Origin of the sequence: Centipeda periodontii DSM 2778, assembly GCF_000213975.1 — a bacterium.
GTDB lineage: Bacteria > Bacillota > Negativicutes > Selenomonadales > Selenomonadaceae > Centipeda > Centipeda periodontii.
Genome location: NZ_GL892076.1, coordinates 1,527,127 through 1,544,034 on the forward strand (window position 1 = coordinate 1,527,127; position 16,908 = coordinate 1,544,034).

Below are 16,908 nucleotides of genomic sequence, written 5' to 3' on the forward strand. Positions count from 1 at the left end.
CGGCTCTCAGAGCCCCCTTTCACGCTGTGCAATCCGACGCCGCTCGAGGATGATCTTGTCAGCCTCATCAAGGGTAGCGTCTTCCTCGGGAACGGGGTAATCATTGTTGAAACAGGCATAGCACATGTGATCCGGATTGAGCGCGGGAACACATTGCCGCAGCCCCTCAATCGAGATGAAATGCAGGGAATCCGCCCCGATGAAGGAACAGATCTCCTCGACACTTTTCGTCGCTGAGATCAGCTCCTTACGAATGGACGTATCGATTCCGTAGTAGCAGGGATCCGTAATCGGCGGGCTGCTGATGCAGACGTGAATCTCCCGTGCTCCCGCATTTCGAAGCAGACGTACAATCTTCCCACTCGTTGTTCCACGCACGATAGAGTCGTCAACCATAATGACCGATTTTCCTGCTACGACTGAGTGCACCGGACTCAGCTTAAGCTTGACCGCTGCATCACGTTGTTTCTGGGTGGGCTGAATGAAGGTGCGACCGATGTAGCGATTCTTGATCAGTCCCTCCGCAAACGGAATCCCCGTTTCATAGGCAAATCCTGTTGCTGCCGTCGTCCCGGAATCCGGTACGGAGATGACAACATCTCCGCGGAGGCCGGACTCCCGTGCCAGAACACGTCCCATCTCAAAGCGCGCCGCATGGACACTCTGTCCGTCAATGATGGAGTCCGGGCGCGCGAAATAGATGTATTCAAAAATGCAGGAAGCAATGTCTTCCCCATTGGAAAAGCGATAGGATTTCAGCCCATCGCTGTCAACGACAATCATTTCGCCAGGCAATACATCGCGCACAAATTCAGCGCCATTGACCTCAAGGGCGCATGTTTCAGAGGAGAGGATCCACCCGCCATCCGGCGTCTTCCCGATGCACAATGGACGGAATCCCTGTGGATCGCGCACACCAATCAGTTTATCCTCTGTCATAATCGAAAGGCAGAAAGCACCGCGCACGACCTTGACCGCCTCAAGAATACGCTCCTCAATGGATGTCTTCTGTGAACGCGCGATTAGGTGGACAAAGACCTCGGAGTCAATCGTCGTTTGAAAGACGGTTCCCTGAAGTTCAAGATCACGGCGGATCAGTGCGGCATTTGTGAGATCACCATTGTGCGCGAGTGCAAGTGCACCTCCCGCATAGTTGACGCGGAGTGGTTGGGCATTCGCCGCAAGGCTGAAGCCCGTCGTTGCATAGCGGACATGACCAATGGCGATCTTGGCATTGTCAAGATGTGGGAGCTGTTCGCGAAAGACCTCGCTGACAAGCCCCATCCCCTTTTTCACATCGATCCAATAGCCATCCGTGAGAGCGATGCCAGCGCTCTCCTGTCCGCGGTGCTGGAGCGCAAAGAGACCGAGATACGTCATCTCGGCTACATCCTCTGCATGGGAGTATACTCCGTAGATTCCGCACTCTTCCTTCCACTTTGGCACTTTTTCGTACATTGTGCTTATGCTTCTCCCGTCAGTCTGTGGAGCATTTCCTTGTAGGCATCCTCTACATTGCCGAGGTCACGGCGGAAACGATCCTTATCCAGCTTTTCCTTCGTATCGCTGTCCCAGAAACGGCAGTTATCCGGCGAGATTTCATCGGCAAGGATGATGTTCCCGTCCACATCTTTGCCGAACTCAAGTTTGAAGTCAATGAGATCGACGCGCTTCGTTTTGAGGAATTTTGTAAGTACATCGTTGATCTTCAGCGACATATGCTCAATCTCGTCCAACTCTGCATCTGTTGCAATCTTCATTGCCCGAATATGATAGCGGTTAAGCATCGGATCGCCAAGATCGTCGTTCTTGTAGCAGTACTCAATGACTGGGAACGGCATGGGAACACCTTCCTCAAGCCCGAGGCGTTGGGCAAGTGACCCTGCTGCTACATTGCGGATGATGACCTCGAGTGGGATGATCGTGAGTTTTTTCACGATCATCTCGCGATCACTCGGCATAGAAATATAGTGATGTGGAATCCCTTCCTTTGCCAGAAGATCAAAGAAGAATGCCGTCATCTTATTGTTCATGATGCCTTTATCTGCAATCGTACCGCGCTTTGCACCGTTCCCTGCCGTTGCATCATCCTTGTAGTAAACGAGATACTCGTCCGGACGATCCGTTGCATAGATAATCTTTGCCTTACCCTCGTAAAGAGCCTCTTTTCGCTCCATTTTATAGGCCTCCCTTTCCATGTTCCTCAATTACAGGAAAACACTCCCATGTACTACATTCAGATTAAAGTTGTGCGGCAACCCGATCCGCTTTCGCCTCCACTTCAAGAACCATCTTTTCTCGATAGTCCATGAGAGCTTCCGCAATGGAAGAATCGTATACTGCGAGAATTTCTGCAGCAAATATAGCGGCATTCTTTGCACCGTTGATCGCCATCGACGCAACGGGAACTCCCGAGGGCATCTGTACCGTGCTGAGCAGCGCATCCATACCGTTCAGAGGTGTTGCGTTGACCGGAATGCCAATGACGGGCTTAATGGTATAGCTTGCTACAACCCCTGCAAGATGTGCTGCCGCGCCCGCTGCAACAATGAATGCGGCAAACTCTTTTTTGTGATCTGCCTCCATGACAAAATCACGCACGTTTGACGGCGTACGATGTGCCGAGGCAACCTTGACTACAGGCTCAATGCCAAATTGCTTCAGAAGCTCAACCGCCGGCTTTAAGATTGGCCAATCAGAGTCGCTTCCCATGAGGACTGCTACCTTCATTTTACCATCTCCTTAACCTCTATGATAACGAGAATTTAGAGTCATGTCAATAGAACGAACAAAGGACTGCCATACAGTGGTACAGCAGCCCTTACATCATATTAATTTAGTTTTCATCGCTGACATCGTGGAGAGGTTCACCGAAAGTGAGCGTATCCAAAAGGTCAATGAGTTGGTTGATCTCCGGCTTGGAGACCTGTCCGGACGCGCCCAGACTGTCGCCCTTGCGCCTCATCTCCTCACTGATGAGGGAGGAGAACAAGACGAGCGGAACCTCGCCCAGACGGTTATCTTCACGCACGAGTTTCAAGAGGCGATGTCCATCCATCTTTGGCATCTCTACGTCAGAGATAATGATGCGCACATGGTTCTCAATCGGTCCGTTCTTACGTGCAAGATCCTGCAGATAGTCCCATGCATCCTGTCCGTTTCCAAAGTCGCGGATGAACTTGTATCCAGCCTCATGAAGTGTCGTGACCAACAGATCACGAAGCATCTTGGAGTCCTCTGCAACGACGATATGAGCTGTTCCACGACGTGTCTTAGCATCCTGCGTCGCCTCCGCGACTGTCGTGAGTTTCTGGTTGATCTCAGGATTGATCTCGGCAATGATGGTTTCAAAGTCGAGTAGGAGGACGATACGATCTTCCATCTTGATGATACCGACCACACGCGATCCCTCACCAACGTTCGGGGCGGGCTCCATATTCTTCCACGAAATGCGGTGAATGCGATAGACACTGCCAACGAGGAAGCCGATATCGTAATTATTGATCTCTGTGACAATGATGTTCTGCAATTCGTCCACTGTCTGGAGATTGAGGCAACGTGCCATGTTGACAAGCGGAATCGCCTTGCCGCGCAGGGTAAACAGACCGTCGACATAGGGATGTGCCTCGGGCATAGCCGTGACTGGCGCACGCGTAATAACCTCGCGCACCTTCGCAACATTAATGCCGTAGTTCACCTTTCCAATACTGAACTCGACAATTTCAAATTCATTCGTTCCTGTTTCAAGCAGGATTCCTTTTCTCTCTTCAGTGACCGTCTCTGCCATTTATCTCTCTCCCCCATGCTTGTAAACATTGTTTGCTATGCTCTCTATTCGCCCTTCGGGGGGAAAATCCTGCCTATCTTAAGAAAAAACTAGGACTTTTTGTTTTCCTCAGACAAATAGGTCCAACCATCCCGCTGCTCGATGAGACCGTCCTTGAGTAATCGTCCCAGCGCCCGTTTGAATGCAGCTTTGCTGATATGAAAGCGATCCTGAATGACGGCAGGCGATGTGGAATCGGTATAGGGCATCTTGCCGTTATGCTCCTTCAAGAGTTTGAGAAGTCGATCCGCGTCCTCCAATCGCGCCTCTTCCTTTGGGGGACGCAAAGAGGCGTTCAGTCGTCCATCCTCACGAAGATAGGTCACACGCATCTCGACGGTTTCACCCACACGCGGACGATGCGGAATCTCACGATGATCAATGAAGACAATATAGCGTTCCTCCGTAAAGAGGAATGCGCCGCGCTCGGTGATATTGTAGACCGAGCCCTTGAGGCGGTCTCCTACACGTACCCCCTCTGCGGGGCGTGAGGCACGGCGCAGCTCATCTTCGACCTCCATCGTTACGGCAAGGCGCCCGGATTTATCCGTATAGAGCTTTGCCCAAACGGTTTCTCCGATCTGCGGGCGCCCACGCATTCCTGCATAGGGCAGAAAAATGCCGCGCTCCGCACCGACATCGAGAAATGCGCCTTCCTTCGTGACATTGATGACACGCAGACGGGCAACCTGTCCCTCCTTCATGCGGGGCGTACGCATACTTGCGGTAAGTCTCCGCTTCGGGTCGAGATAGAGAAAGACGCGGACACGATCACCGACCTTGACGGGAGCCGTCTGCTGAACCGTATGGAGCAAGATATCATCATTCGTATTACCTGTCTCTGCGTCCAGAAATACGCCAAGTTCACTCTCACGTACAGCGGTGAGCTCCGCGACCTGACTCGGACCATACTTGCAGGAGCGTTTTAGGTATTCCGGCTTTCGTGTTTGTTCCTGCATAGGCTGTTTACTCCTCGTATGGAGTCAACTTTGCATCCCCCCACAGGCGCTCCAATGCGTAGTATTCGCGGGCTTCCTGTTGGAAGACATGTGCGACAGTATCGCCGTAGTCGAGCAAGATCCACTCGCCCTCACGATAACCTTCCTTGTGAAGAAAAGAAATGCCGGCTTCTTCCATTTTCTCTTCGATGTTGTCTGCAATCGCGCGCACCTGTGTCGCGGTATTTGCCGAGCAGATGACAAAATAATCGTTCGTCGACATGAGCCCGATCATATCCATCTGCACGATATCGCGTGCCTTTTTCTCATCTGCCGCCTTGCAAATCACACGGCATTTTTCCTGCTCTGTCAAGCTGTTCCCTCCTGCTACTCTGTTCCCGCTTCTTCCGGCGGGAAAAGTTCATGAATAATTTCATCCGTTGCCGCACGATCCATAATCCAAACGGTATCATCATCACGTGAGAAATCGCCGGGCAGCATGATCGTGCGTGGTGGCTCGATGCTCAGTTTTCGAATGACATTGCCGATGTGCACGGAGTCAAAGAGTTCCGCACTTGTTGTGACATTTTGTTTTATAATATCTGCAATTGCCGGCACCTTCGGTAATGTATCGACGCGCAGGAGCTTGGCGTAGAATGCTTTGACAAACTTCTGCTGCCGCTGTGTACGCCCGAGATCGCCGAGATCGTCGCTCCGATAGCGCAGATAGTGCTCCGCTCCTTTTCCATCCAGATGGCGGTATCCTTGACGCATATGGATGAAAAGCCCTGCCTCGGGATCGTCATAATCCATATTCTGTTCGACATAGAGATCGATGCCACCAACAGCGTCTACAATCTGTCCGAATGTCGCAAGATCGATGACAACATATTGATGAATAGAAATATCGAACATTTGGTTGATTGTTCGTACCATCAGTGGGGCTCCACCGACCGCATAGACATGGGAGAGTCTGGTCTCTCCCTTGTTCTGTGGCATCACAGCCCAAGTATCGCGCGGAATATTGAGGATACGCACTTTGCCCGTGGCGTTTTCCATGCTGATCAGGAGGATTGCGTCGGCACGTTTCTCCTCGGCATTGTCCACATTAACGGAATCATCCAGACCAAGCACCAGAACATTGGTATAACCGTCGAAACGAATGTCAACCTCACCGCGATTTGCTTCCTGTCGGATCAGATACGCCTCGTACATATCGTGCACATCACGATATGCCTGTATACCCCATCCGATCAGATAATACCCGGCAATACTGATTGCTACAAGGAGAACGAGGGTACAGATGAGGCGAAAGATCCCACGCAGAAATGCGATGCGGCGTTTGCGTTTTCGTTCGTTGCGGCGTTTTTTTATATTTTCACGCGAATTTTCACTTTGGAGTTGAGCAGCAAGTTCCTCTGCATCGTATTCCGACATCGCCTCCCCCTCTCCTTTTTATAAAATACCATTCTGTTCAGTGTTGTTCAAGCAGAAGTTCATTCCGTGCGGTCACGGTATCGGGATGAATAAGGCCGCCCTTCTGTGCAACGAAGAGAATGGACTCGGTCAGTCCGACGAGCATCATCTCATCCAATGATGCGGTACGTGCGAGCTCACGCAACCGCTCCACCTCCGGGTAAGTTCTGGACGGTTCAATCATATCCGCAAAATAGATGATTTTGTCGAGTGCCGTCATGTTTGCGCCGCCGACGGTATGCCGCCAGATTGCCTGCGCAATTGCAGCATCATTGACGCCATAGACTTCGTAGATCAAATACGCCCCCACATAGGCATGAAGCAAAAGCGGCATCGCAGACTCGATTTTTCCGATCGGAATTCCGCGTCGTCGTGCCTCCAGCGGAAGCTCTGTGACCTCATATGTGCGTCCACAGTCATGCAGGAGCCCCGCAACGCGTGCGCGCTCCTCATTCATTCCAAAGCGTCGTGCCAGTGAGGCAGCCGTATCTGCGACCCCCAGAGAATGACGATAGCGGCCTTCCGTCAGCTGCTGCTCAAGAATAGTGCGCATTTCCTCATAGCTCTTTGTCATGCTCACGATACAGCCCCCTTTTCTCAATATACTCTTCTACCGTGCGTGGCACGAGGTATCTGATGGAGAGTCCTTCTCGTATCCGTGCACGGATCGTACTCGATGCGATTTCCAAGTGCGGCGTTGGCAGAACCTGAATGTGACTGCGTTCCTCTGCCGTAAACTTTTCCGCAAGTAAGAGTTCATCGAGCGGAACCCCCTGCCGTGTCGCAACAATAAATTGACAGGAGCGTAGCAGACGTTTCGGCTCATGCCAGAGGTAGAGATCATTCATCGCATCTGCTCCGGTAATGAAGAAAAGCGTTGCTCCGTGTGATCGACTTTGAAGTTCTGCGATTGTATCCACCGTATAGGAAAGACCATCTCTCTTCAGTTCGATATCCGACACAGAAAAATGAGGATTCTCCTGCACGGCACGTTTCGTCATAGCCAGCCGGTCTTCGGGGGATGCGGCGCGTGTCCCATCCTTGTGCGGCGGCCGAGCAGACGGGATAAACAACACTTCATCCAATGGCACTGCACAACGCACCATTTCCGCTGTAATGAGATGTCCCATATGGATCGGGTCAAATGTTCCGCCCATAATTCCGATTCGTCTTTCCACGTCGTTTTCACCTCACAAGATTGAGGATCACAAATACAAGGGTTATAATGAGAAAAAATATGCCGGCAGCAAGCAAATAGTCGAGGATATCATGCCGTCCTTTTGGTGTTTTTGCATATTGGAACAGTGTACGAAGATAGCCGATCAGTTGCCGCATTCGTTCATTCTCGAATCTGCCCTTCACCGTAGACAAGATACTTTGTACTCGTTAGTGCGTCCAGACCCATTGGACCACGGACATGGAGCTTCTGTGTGCTGATACCGATCTCTGCGCCAAATCCGAACTCAAATCCGTCTGTGAAGCGTGTTGAGGCATTGACGTAGACCGTCGAGGCATCAACGCGTTGCTGGAAATCATGTGCTACGCGGATGTCATTCGTGACAATTGTCTCGGAGTGTCCCGTATTATAGCGATTGATATGGAAGATTGCCGCATCCATATCCTCGACAACACGAATCGAAAGAATAAGATCACCATACTCAGTCGCCCAATCTTCCTCTGTCGCCGCCGCAATGTCCGGAAGAATGACACGGGTTTTGGAACAGCCGTGCAACTCCACTCCATCGGCGGAAAGTATTGCTGCCATCTGCGGCAGAAACTCTGCCGCAATTTCCTCATGAACAAGAAGAGTTTCTGCCGCATTGCATACAGACGGGCGCGACACCTTTGCATTTTGAACAATACGGAGCGCCATCGGGAGATCCGCTACGCGATCCACATAGATGTGACAGACGCCGGCACCCGTTTCAATCACGGGTACACAGCTGTTCTCTACAATATGCCGGATGAGTCCTGCACCTCCGCGTGGAATGATAACATCGAGCAGACCTGTCAGATGCGTCATGACATCGACGGCGGCACGTTCCTTCATGGCAAGTAGTTGGATTGCTCCTGTCGGAATTCCGGAATCATATGCGACGCAGGAGAGAATATCGGCAATAACACGATTGGAGCGAAGTGCGTCCGAACCGCCGCGCAGGAGAACTGCGTTGCCCGATTTCAGACAGAGTCCGATTGCATCCGCTGTCACATTCGGCCGTGCCTCGTAGATCATCCCAATCACGCCGAGAGGAACGCGTAGCCGCCTGATCTCAAGACCATTCGGGCGACGTACCGAATAATCTTCACGTCCCAGAGGATCCGGAAGAGCCGCCGTCAGACGAAGCGCTTCTGACATCGCTTCCATACGTTTCGCATCAAGGCGCAGACGATCCAGATAGGAGGCTCGTGTTCCTGCAGCTTTCGCTTCCGCAACGTCTGCCGCATTTTCATGAAGAATGGATTCGGTATGCTGCATCAATGCATCTGCCATTGCATGAAGTGCTCTGTTACGCACGTCTGATCGAAGTGATGCGAGTTGATAGGAGGCTGCCTTTGCCGCCTCTGCCTGCGTGCGAATCTCCTGCTCGATCATCATCGCTCCTCCTTATACCATCAGCACCATATTGTCCCGATGGATGATTTCCTCATGTGCCGCATCCGCAATGATTTCTTGATAGTCAGCGGTCTGATGTCCCATCAGGCGTGCAACATCCGTTGCGTCATATGCTGCAATACCACGCGCAATCTCCTGTCCGGAGGGGCTGAGGACACGCACCGTCTCTCCCGCAGAGAAATCTCCATAAACCGCCGTCACACCAACTGCCAAAAGACTTGCTCCGCGCCGCATGGCAGCAATGCACCCATCATCTACGGAGATTTCACCCATCAGCCGCTTACCGAATGCGAGCCAGCTCTTGCGTGCGCGAAGGTGCGCTTCACGTGCAGGAAAGAGTGTTCCGATTTCCTCACCGCGCAAAATGGAACGGATTGTGCCATCCTCATTGCCACGCGCAATCACCATCGTTACACCAGCGTTCTGAGCAATCTTCGCCGCTTCGATTTTGGTCTGCATGCCGCCTGTCCCCTGTGCGGAGCCTGCACTACCTGCAAGCTGTTCGATCTCAGGTGTAATCTCCGGAATCTCAGAAATTAGAGTTGCGGATGTGTCCGTGCGCGGGTTCGCCGTATAGACTCCATCAATATCTGAGAGGATAATCAGTGCATCTGCATCAACGAGTGCCGCAACTACGGCTGACAGATTGTCGTTGTCCCCGATCTTGATCTCATCGACCGCTACCGCATCATTTTCATTGATAACTGGAATGACGTTCATACCGAGGAGTGCGAGCAGCGTATTGCGTGAATTCATATATTGGTGATGGCGCGCTGCATTCTCCTTTGTGAGGAGAACCTGTGCCATCGTCCGTCCATACTCATGAAAGAACTTCTCATAGATATGCAGAAGTGCCCCCTGCCCAATCGCCGCCAGCGCCTGTCGTGCGGGGATACCTGCGGGACGCTCTTTCAGCCCAAGTGTATTCATCCCTGCCGCAATCGCGCCAGAGGATACCAGCAGGATGTCCTTGCCCTGATTCGCCTCATCAATCAGTTCCCGCACAAGATGATCGATCCGATGGAGATTCATCCCACCCGACGGATGCGTGAGGGTGCTGGTTCCCACCTTGACCACAATACGTTTCGCCTCGCGCAGACGATCTCTTGCACTCATAGTTCGATCCTCGGCTTCTCGAAATTCCGCCGAAAGAGCAGCCCATTTCTGCCAATGATCTGAACAAGGTTGGCATCTGCACGCTCCGCAAGAACGGTAATGGCATCTGCCGGATCCTCCGGCGCATTCTGAAGAACGCGTACCTTAATGAGTTCGCGCTTTTTGATTGCTTCGCGTGCAGAGGCAACGACCGTCGGCGTCACACCTTCTTTGCCGATCATGACGATGACCTCCTCCGTCATGCCGAGTGAGCGCAGTTTTCGAATCTGCTTACTGTTCAGCGAGTTTCGCAGCAAAGTATTTCCCCCATTAATCCTGATAGTCGAATGCCATATCTCCGATGTGAACGGTCATGCCTTCTTTGATGCCGCGTGCGCGGAGTTTTTCATCCAGACCCTTGAGCCGCCAAATATATTGGAAACGTCGTACCGCCTCGTCGTTATTGAAGTTTGTCATCACAACGAGTTTTTCGATCGCTTTGCCGGATACAATGAAATCACCCGCATCGTTGCGCGAGATTGTCACCTTCTCGTCGTCCTCGGCGTTCTGGTCATAGACCGCGACATCCTCCTCCTCTGCCTCGGGTTCCGGGACGTAAGCCTCCAACCATGCACCGACATGATCGATCAGTTCCTGCACGCCTACGCGCGTTGCCGCAGAGATGGCAAAGAACTCCAGCCCTTCGCGTTGTGCAAGTTCCTTGAGGCGTGGCAGATTCTCCTCTGCGGACGGCAGATCAATCTTATTTGCTACGAGAATCTGTGTGCGTTTTGCAATCTTTTCACTGTAGCGCGCGAGTTCCTTGTTGATCTTGTGATAATCCTCCACGGGATCGCGTCCCTCGATACCGGAAGCATCCACGATATGCAGAATGAGACGCGTGCGTTCCACATGGCGGAGGAAGTCATGCCCGAGTCCAACGCCGTCGGCAGCTCCCTCAATGAGTCCAGGAATGTCTGCCATGACGAAGCTCTTCTCATAGTCCGTCTGCACAACGCCAAGCACGGGGGTCAGCGTTGTAAAGTGGTAATCCGCAATCTCAGGACGCGCTGCCGAGCACGATGCGACAAGGCTCGACTTGCCAACGCTCGGATAGCCGACAAGTCCGACATCCGCGAGCAGCTTAAGTTCTAAGCGGAGCTTGCGGCTCTCCCCCGGCTCGCCGAACTCGGCAAAGGACGGTGCACGGTTCGCGGCGTTGGCAAATTTTGCGTTGCCGCGTCCCCCGCGTCCGCCGCGTGCAATCACCGTTTCCATACCGACCTCTGTGAGATCGGCAAGGACCTCGCCCGTTGCCTCATCGGTCACAAGTGTCCCCGGAGGAACATCGACATAGAGAGGCTGTGCATTTTTTCCGTACTGATTCTTGTGTTCACCATTTTCCCCGTTTTTCGCTAGGAATTTACGATGAAACCGAAACGAGAGAAGCGTATTCAGGTTACGGTCAGCACGAAAGATCACATCTCCGCCGCGTCCGCCGTCACCGCCCGACGGACCGCCCTTTGGCATGAATTTTTCATGGCGGAACGCGGATTTCCCGTGTCCGCCGTCTCCTGCCTTCACCGTAATCTGTGCGCGGTCAATGAACTGCATACGTCCCCCCTCTTATAGAAAAGAGCCTGTACCCCCAAGGTACAGGCATCCGCATAGAACAAAATTAAACAGCGGCCTCCGTGAGCGGATACACACTGATCTGGCGCTGATGACGCCCCTTGCGCTCAAAGGCAACTTTGCCGTCAATCTTCGCAAAGATCGTATCGTCCTTGCCGATACCGACATTATGCCCCGGATGGAAATGCGTGCCGCGCTGACGAACAATAATACTGCCAGCCGTCACATGCGTGCCTGCCTGCTCCTTCACGCCGAGGCGCTTGGAGTGGCTGTCACGACCATTGCGCGTCGAGCTGACACCCTTCTTATGTGCAAAAAGCTGCAAATCAAACGAGAACAATCTGTTCACCCCTTTACTTCCTGAATTTGAATGTCCTTCGGGCTGATCTTCTCAATTTCTGCGAGACCCATATACATGGTGCGCAAAATTGCTTCCGTACAATCATCCGGCGGCTCAGAGAACCGCATTTCGAGATTCCCGCTCGCAATGTCATAGATGACGGTGCGATGCAGATACTCCATGATCCCGAGAAGCGCAGACTGGGTCAGAGCCGATACACCGGCACAGACGATATCATGTCCGTGCTCTGCCGTACCACTGTGTCCTTTGACACGATACCCTATAATCATCCCATCCGCATTTGTGAAGATCTCAACTGAAATCACAGATTATGCCTCGATCTTCTCGATGACAACCTTCGTGAACGGCTGACGATGACCCTGACGCTTGCGGTAGTTGGACTTTGCCTTATACTTGAAGACCAGAATTTTCTTGCCCTTGCCGTGTGCCATGACCTTACCCGTCACCTTTGCACCGTCCACCATCGGACGACCGACCTTGACACTGCCGTCATTCACAACGGTCAGAACCTGATCGAACACAACGGTTTCGCCCTCGCCTGCCTCGAGCTTCTCCACAAAAATGGTATCACCCTCAGCGACCTTGTACTGCTTGCCGCCCGTCTTTACGATTGCATACATGAAAACACCTCCCTATATCGTTACTCGCCGGCTATGGTTCAGCAGAGCTGATTACATGACCTCGCCGCGCGGTTGGGAATGAGCTCACGCCCAAACAGGCTATACGCCTATGTCAGTGGATAATATCATATTCGTTGATTGCTGTCAAGGCTCGTCGCAGTGGCTTTTTGTCAAAGTTCATTGTGGTCCTTGATATTGCAATTTAGGTCCGTGAAACGCCCCTGGTGCGATGAATAAAACAACTTGACATTCCAGTAAAAATTTCATAGAATAGCGACGTGTGATATTTTTCATGTATCCATTAGCCCCGGAGGCATGAGCAGATATTGCATCAACTTATCATATCAACTCAATCATAATTGAATGCTCTTACTCTCTAGGGGGGAATTACGTGAAAACCACGGTTATGGCAAAAGCCGCCGATATTGAACGCAAGTGGTATGTGGTAGACGCTGAGAATCAGACGGTCGGACGCCTCGCAGCAGAGATTGCAAAGATTCTGCGCGGAAAGAACAAGCCCATCTATACACCGCATGTTGACACCGGCGATTATGTCATTGTTATCAATGCTGAGAAAGTGAAATTCACGGGAAAGAAGCTGACGGACAAGACCTATTTCCGTCACTCCGGCTATCAGGGCGGCACAACCTTTACGACTGCCGGTCAGATGCTCGAGCGCTTCCCCACCCGTGTCATCGAACACGCTGTCAAGGGGATGTTGCCGAAGAACAGCCTCGGTGCGCAGATTTTCCGCAAACTCAACGTCTATGTTGGACCGGAACATCCCCATGCAGCACAGAAGCCTGAACCGCTGGCGTTTGATATTCGCTGAGTTTCGTAAAAGGAGGAATCTGTTCGATGGCACAAGTCACATACTACGGCACAGGTCGCCGCAAGACATCGGTCGCACGCGTTCGTCTCGTTCCGGGCGACGGCAAGGTTACGATTAATGGTCGTGAAATGGCAGAATACTTTGGTCTCAAGACACTCGAGTTGATTGTTCGTCAGCCGCTCAACCTGACAGAGACCATCGATAAATACGATGTGATCGCCAATGTATCCGGTGGCGGTGCGTCCGGTCAGGCCGGTGCAATTCGTCACGGTATCACGCGCGCACTCATCGAGATGGATGCAGAACTGCGCCCTGCGCTCAAGAAGGCAGGTTTCGTGACACGTGATCCGCGTGAGAAGGAGCGCCGTAAGTACGGTCTCAAGAAAGCACGTAAGGCGTCTCAGTTCTCGAAGCGCTAATTCATTTTCTACAACAAAAATCCCTTCTTCATCTAAGAAGGGATTTTTTGTTTGACATTTTTGGAGTTTTAACATATTATATGGACAGAAAAACTATGTTTTACTGAAAGAGGATAAATCCATGAAGATTTCCGCAAAAGGTCGCTATGGCATCGCAGCAATGGTATTTTTGGCACGAAACTACGATGCTTCCTCACCCATTACGATCATCAGTATATCAGAGCATCTTGGCATCTCGAAGATCTATCTTGAACAGGTCTTTTCCCTGCTCAAGCGCAGCAAGCTGGTCAACTCAATCAAAGGCTCTCAGGGCGGCTATCAGCTCTCCCGTCCTCCACGGCAGATTACTGCCTATGACATCCTCTCTTCCATTGAGATTTCCCTGATCGAAAAGACCGGTTCTTCCTCTGAAAAGATGGAGTCTCTAAATCATATTCTTGCCCGTGATGTATTTGATCTGTTGGACAAGAGTATTTTTGAAACATTGAATGCCGTTACACTGGAAGATCTCCTATCTGCACTGAATCATGAGGAAAGCAACGAAAATCTCATGTACTTTATCTGATTTCTCACGAGAAAAGACTCATGCAGACAAAGAGAATGAAACCGATGCATCCACCGACAAGCGAGCCGTTGATACGGATCCAGAGCAGATCCTCCTCTACCTTGTCATAGATGAGATGATTGAGTTCCTCATCGGTCAGGCGCGACAGGACATTCCCGACAATAACGCCGACGAGCGTCTGTGCATGAAGTGCCGAGCGGGCCAAGAGGTCGTAAAGCACCTTAGTAATGATCTTTTGGAGTTCCGGACGCTCCTCGACAAGAGTGAGCATATGCTGATACTCGACATGAAGTATGGTTTGTAAATGTGTGTAGAAGGCCGGCATATGCTCCGCGATCGGATCTACTTCGCGCTTCAGATCCATTTGGAAATGTTTTCGCAGGTCATGGAAGAGCCGGGCAAGGGTTTCATCAAGGGGGAGTTCCTGCGCAAGCCGCTCCTGCAAGTCACGAACAACTTGCAGCAGTTCTGCGTCTTGACGAAGATCCGACAGGCAGTCATGCAGGAGTGCAAGGGCATTTTCTTGGAGTGGAGAATGATCCCTTCCAAGTTCATTCAGCAGGTTACAGGTGTGCCGCTGAATCAGTTCTGTCCCCTCATCCAGATTGACTGTATTGGTGACCTCGAGAAGACGCGATAAAAATCCATCTCCAATTTTCTCACGCTCCAGTTCCGCCAATGTTTCTCGAATGGACTGCCGCGTTTCCTCCGTGGACACCTCCTGTGCAAGGAGCACGGCTATGCGGGCGAGCGCCTTCTGATCCCATGCATTGCTTCTGGACAGTACATCAAAACGATACATAAGTTCCGATGGATCTTCTTGCAGAAGCAGCTTCTTAATGCGTGCCGACAGATAGGCAATCGCCTTTTTATTTTTCTTACGCAGAAATGTTGCGCGAATAAAGTGAAGAACGGTTCCTGTCAGCTGTTCCTCGGTTTCCCTTTTGTGTAAAAATGCCTCCATCATCGGAATTAAATGGATCTTCTCAATATGTCGGAAAATCTTACGTCGTGAGAAAAACTCCTTTTGCACCATAACGACAATCGCTTGGATAAAGCTGTCCCGTCGACGCGGCAATATCGCCGTATGGTAGGGAAATCCGAGAGGTTTCCGAAAGAGTGCCGTAACCGCGAACCAGTCGGCGACACCACCGACCAGAGCCGCCTCACTGACCATAAGCATACCGTCCGCCCAAAGTGTAGAGGGGAAATGCAGATGCAGATACAGCGAAATAAGAAAGAGAAAGAATGAACTCAAAAGGGCTGTATTCGCCTTGTTCCACGCTTGGATCATAGCCCCCACATCCTTTCCGCAAAGCTCACAACGAGTGACAGAGCCATGCCGACAAAGGCACCGACGATGGCGCCATTGATGCGAATCATCTGCAAATCGGTGCGCACCTTGCTCTCGACAAAGAGGATGAGTTCATCGTCCGTTTTTTGATTCAGATAGTCACGGACAAAATCCGCGATCATTCCATGATGTTTGTCCACCTCACCGGCAGCCAGCGCCTTGATCCAGCGATCAACACGACTCTGCCAGCTTTCCGAATGCACGAACAGATCTAGTTTTTCATTCAGAAGTTCTCTCACGTAGGGAATCCAAAAGGGGTGATTTCCCTTCATACGATGCTCAATAAAGTCCGCCAGCATATTCTCAATATCTATATTATCTATGACATGAAGTTTATACCGATGAAGTGCTTCATGCAAATTTGGATTCGTTCGCAGTGATGTGACAAAAGAAGAAAGTGCTTGAACACCATCCCTATGCCTCTGGTCATCATGCGTCATCGCAGATGTCAATAACTCCTCCAAACGACTGGTCAGCCACGCGGCAATCATCTCATTATCAAAAAAAGACAAGACAAAGGCGCGTACCATTCCATCGCCCTCATATTCCGTTCGAATGGATGCGATACTTTCACGGAGCATATCCTGAAAGACTTGTGTCCGAACGAGCTGCAACCCCATGCGAATCAGCATATTAAAGATACGATCTGCATGGGGCTCTTCTGTCAGGACATTCAGAAGTTCGGCAAAACTCTCCTCCAAGGGGAGTGCATGGAGCGCCTGAATCACATAGGGTGTCAATTCCTTTGAAATATGGTGACTGTCCACATCGGAGGCCACGTTTCGGAGAATATCCACAGTAGCATCAATGAGGCGTTCCCGCCCGCCGCGATGCTGTAGATACTCCACGACAAGCGCACCAATCTGTTCCCGTTCGATGACATCCATGATATTTTTTTTACTGAGCAGATCATCAGAGGAAAAGAGGACGAGCGACTCCATGATGCGCGCACGGTTCCGACGCAGAATATCCGTCCGATGAGAAATCCCGAGGGGCCGCCCGAAGATTGCCTTTACCGCGAACCAGTCTGCAAGACCGCCGATCGTCGCTGCCAGAAAACCATGATGAAGAGTCGTAACGAGGAGAGAACTCCCCTGCCCCGCCGTTCCAATTGCGCCGAACACACTGACAGCAAGCGCAAGATTTGCCTGATTTTCCTTCTGCAATCGGATCGCC

At 51.5% G+C, this 16,908-nt stretch carries 21 protein-coding genes; 3 read left to right on the forward strand and 18 right to left on the reverse strand.

Annotated features, from left to right (window positions below; translation table 11 throughout):
• Window positions 1–6: 6 nt before the first annotated feature.
• From purF to rplU, 16 genes are all read right to left on the reverse strand, one after another.
• Window positions 7–1,458, reverse strand: coding sequence for an amidophosphoribosyltransferase (gene purF, locus HMPREF9081_RS06795; protein WP_006306371.1), 1,452 nt, complete (start codon window positions 1,456–1,458; stop codon window positions 7–9).
• 5 nt (window positions 1,459–1,463) lie between these two features.
• On the reverse strand, window positions 1,464–2,177 hold the full coding sequence (gene purC, locus HMPREF9081_RS06800; RefSeq protein WP_040394708.1) for a phosphoribosylaminoimidazolesuccinocarboxamide synthase: 714 nt from the start codon (window positions 2,175–2,177) through the stop codon (window positions 1,464–1,466).
• A gap of 64 nt (window positions 2,178–2,241) precedes the next feature.
• A complete protein-coding gene (gene purE, locus HMPREF9081_RS06805; RefSeq protein ID WP_006306373.1) occupies window positions 2,242–2,730 on the reverse strand; it encodes a 5-(carboxyamino)imidazole ribonucleotide mutase in 489 nt (162 codons plus the stop codon).
• A 106-nt stretch (window positions 2,731–2,836) separates the two neighbouring features.
• Complete coding sequence (locus HMPREF9081_RS06810; RefSeq protein WP_006306374.1) at window positions 2,837–3,787, reverse strand: chemotaxis protein; 951 nt, start codon at window positions 3,785–3,787, stop codon at window positions 2,837–2,839.
• 89 nt (window positions 3,788–3,876) lie between these two features.
• Entirely contained in the window at window positions 3,877–4,785 is a 909-nt protein-coding gene (locus tag HMPREF9081_RS06815; RefSeq protein WP_006306375.1) for a CvfB family protein, read from the reverse strand.
• Window positions 4,786–4,792: 7 nt separating this feature from the next.
• Window positions 4,793–5,137: a ribosome silencing factor gene (rsfS, locus tag HMPREF9081_RS06820; RefSeq protein WP_006306376.1), complete on the reverse strand. Its 345-nt coding sequence runs from the start codon at window positions 5,135–5,137 to the stop codon at window positions 4,793–4,795.
• Between the two features lie 14 nt (window positions 5,138–5,151).
• Complete coding sequence (locus HMPREF9081_RS06825; protein WP_006306377.1) at window positions 5,152–6,201, reverse strand: LCP family protein; 1,050 nt, start codon at window positions 6,199–6,201, stop codon at window positions 5,152–5,154.
• A 37-nt stretch (window positions 6,202–6,238) separates the two neighbouring features.
• Window positions 6,239–6,814, reverse strand: coding sequence for a bis(5'-nucleosyl)-tetraphosphatase (symmetrical) YqeK (gene yqeK, locus HMPREF9081_RS06830; protein WP_006306378.1), 576 nt, complete (start codon window positions 6,812–6,814; stop codon window positions 6,239–6,241).
• Window positions 6,798–7,418 (reverse strand): nicotinate-nucleotide adenylyltransferase, encoded by a 621-nt coding sequence (gene nadD, locus HMPREF9081_RS06835; RefSeq protein ID WP_040394711.1) that lies wholly within the window; start codon window positions 7,416–7,418, stop codon window positions 6,798–6,800. The genes yqeK and nadD overlap by 17 nt, the downstream gene beginning before the upstream one ends.
• 161 nt (window positions 7,419–7,579) lie before the next feature.
• Complete coding sequence (locus HMPREF9081_RS06840) at window positions 7,580–8,836, reverse strand: glutamate-5-semialdehyde dehydrogenase (RefSeq protein WP_006306381.1); 1,257 nt, start codon at window positions 8,834–8,836, stop codon at window positions 7,580–7,582.
• Window positions 8,837–8,845: 9 nt separating this feature from the next.
• Window positions 8,846–9,970 carry a glutamate 5-kinase gene (gene proB, locus HMPREF9081_RS06845; RefSeq protein WP_006306382.1) on the reverse strand — a complete coding sequence of 375 codons (1,125 nt, stop codon included), beginning with the start codon at window positions 9,968–9,970 and terminating at the stop codon, window positions 8,846–8,848.
• Entirely contained in the window at window positions 9,967–10,266 is a 300-nt protein-coding gene (locus tag HMPREF9081_RS06850; RefSeq protein WP_006306383.1) for a YhbY family RNA-binding protein, read from the reverse strand. The genes proB and HMPREF9081_RS06850 overlap by 4 nt, the downstream gene beginning before the upstream one ends.
• 13 nt (window positions 10,267–10,279) lie before the next feature.
• Window positions 10,280–11,563, reverse strand: coding sequence for a GTPase ObgE (gene obgE / locus HMPREF9081_RS06855; RefSeq protein ID WP_006306384.1), 1,284 nt, complete (start codon window positions 11,561–11,563; stop codon window positions 10,280–10,282).
• A gap of 64 nt (window positions 11,564–11,627) precedes the next feature.
• Window positions 11,628–11,930, reverse strand: a complete 303-nt coding sequence (gene rpmA / locus HMPREF9081_RS06860; RefSeq protein ID WP_006306385.1) for a 50S ribosomal protein L27 — start codon at window positions 11,928–11,930, stop codon at window positions 11,628–11,630.
• A complete protein-coding gene (locus HMPREF9081_RS06865; RefSeq protein ID WP_006306386.1) occupies window positions 11,927–12,247 on the reverse strand; it encodes a ribosomal-processing cysteine protease Prp in 321 nt (106 codons plus the stop codon). Before HMPREF9081_RS06865 ends, rpmA begins: the two co-directional genes overlap by 4 nt.
• A gap of 3 nt (window positions 12,248–12,250) precedes the next feature.
• The gene (gene rplU / locus HMPREF9081_RS06870) at window positions 12,251–12,562 is read right to left on the reverse strand and encodes a 50S ribosomal protein L21 (protein ID WP_006306387.1); all 312 of its coding nucleotides are present in this window, start codon (window positions 12,560–12,562) and stop codon (window positions 12,251–12,253) included.
• 406 nt (window positions 12,563–12,968) lie between these two features.
• Here rplU and rplM point away from each other — a divergent pair, with 406 nt between their 5' ends.
• The 3 genes from rplM (at window position 12,969) to HMPREF9081_RS06885 (ending at window position 14,378) form a co-directional block, all read left to right on the forward strand.
• Window positions 12,969–13,394 carry a 50S ribosomal protein L13 gene (rplM, locus tag HMPREF9081_RS06875; RefSeq protein WP_006306388.1) on the forward strand — a complete coding sequence of 142 codons (426 nt, stop codon included), beginning with the start codon at window positions 12,969–12,971 and terminating at the stop codon, window positions 13,392–13,394.
• 26 nt (window positions 13,395–13,420) lie between these two features.
• Entirely contained in the window at window positions 13,421–13,813 is a 393-nt protein-coding gene (rpsI, locus tag HMPREF9081_RS06880) for a 30S ribosomal protein S9 (protein WP_006306389.1), read from the forward strand.
• Between the two features lie 121 nt (window positions 13,814–13,934).
• Window positions 13,935–14,378 (forward strand): RrF2 family transcriptional regulator, encoded by a 444-nt coding sequence (locus HMPREF9081_RS06885; protein WP_006306390.1) that lies wholly within the window; start codon window positions 13,935–13,937, stop codon window positions 14,376–14,378.
• 4 nt (window positions 14,379–14,382) lie between these two features.
• Here the strand turns inward: HMPREF9081_RS06885 and HMPREF9081_RS06890 are convergent, their stop codons facing one another.
• Window positions 14,383–15,672 (reverse strand): DUF445 domain-containing protein, encoded by a 1,290-nt coding sequence (locus HMPREF9081_RS06890; protein WP_006306391.1) that lies wholly within the window; start codon window positions 15,670–15,672, stop codon window positions 14,383–14,385.
• The gene (locus HMPREF9081_RS06895) at window positions 15,669–16,898 is read right to left on the reverse strand and encodes a DUF445 domain-containing protein (protein ID WP_006306392.1); all 1,230 of its coding nucleotides are present in this window, start codon (window positions 16,896–16,898) and stop codon (window positions 15,669–15,671) included. The genes HMPREF9081_RS06890 and HMPREF9081_RS06895 overlap by 4 nt, the downstream gene beginning before the upstream one ends.
• Between the last annotated feature and the right edge of the window lie 10 nt (window positions 16,899–16,908).

What these genes read in the sequence shown, in the direction of transcription:
- purF (WP_006306371.1), bottom strand. Translation starts at nt 1,458, where the DNA reads ATGTACGAAAAAGTGCCAAAGTGGAAGGAAGAGTGCGGAATCTACGGA.
- purC (WP_040394708.1), bottom strand. Translation starts at nt 2,177, where the DNA reads ATGGAGCGAAAAGAGGCTCTTTACGAGGGTAAGGCAAAGATTATCTAT.
- purE (WP_006306373.1), bottom strand. Translation starts at nt 2,730, where the DNA reads ATGAAGGTAGCAGTCCTCATGGGAAGCGACTCTGATTGGCCAATCTTA.
- HMPREF9081_RS06810 (WP_006306374.1), bottom strand. Translation starts at nt 3,787, where the DNA reads ATGGCAGAGACGGTCACTGAAGAGAGAAAAGGAATCCTGCTTGAAACA.
- HMPREF9081_RS06815 (WP_006306375.1), bottom strand. Translation starts at nt 4,785, where the DNA reads ATGCAGGAACAAACACGAAAGCCGGAATACCTAAAACGCTCCTGCAAG.
- HMPREF9081_RS06825 (WP_006306377.1), bottom strand. Translation starts at nt 6,201, where the DNA reads ATGTCGGAATACGATGCAGAGGAACTTGCTGCTCAACTCCAAAGTGAA.
- yqeK (WP_006306378.1), bottom strand. Translation starts at nt 6,814, where the DNA reads ATGACAAAGAGCTATGAGGAAATGCGCACTATTCTTGAGCAGCAGCTG.
- HMPREF9081_RS06840 (WP_006306381.1), bottom strand. Translation starts at nt 8,836, where the DNA reads ATGATGATCGAGCAGGAGATTCGCACGCAGGCAGAGGCGGCAAAGGCA.
- proB (WP_006306382.1), bottom strand. Translation starts at nt 9,970, where the DNA reads ATGAGTGCAAGAGATCGTCTGCGCGAGGCGAAACGTATTGTGGTCAAG.
- obgE (WP_006306384.1), bottom strand. Translation starts at nt 11,563, where the DNA reads ATGCAGTTCATTGACCGCGCACAGATTACGGTGAAGGCAGGAGACGGC.
- rplU (WP_006306387.1), bottom strand. Translation starts at nt 12,562, where the DNA reads ATGTATGCAATCGTAAAGACGGGCGGCAAGCAGTACAAGGTCGCTGAG.
- rplM (WP_006306388.1), top strand. Translation starts at nt 12,969, where the DNA reads ATGGCAAAAGCCGCCGATATTGAACGCAAGTGGTATGTGGTAGACGCT.
- rpsI (WP_006306389.1), top strand. Translation starts at nt 13,421, where the DNA reads ATGGCACAAGTCACATACTACGGCACAGGTCGCCGCAAGACATCGGTC.
- HMPREF9081_RS06885 (WP_006306390.1), top strand. Translation starts at nt 13,935, where the DNA reads ATGAAGATTTCCGCAAAAGGTCGCTATGGCATCGCAGCAATGGTATTT.
- HMPREF9081_RS06890 (WP_006306391.1), bottom strand. Translation starts at nt 15,672, where the DNA reads ATGATCCAAGCGTGGAACAAGGCGAATACAGCCCTTTTGAGTTCATTC.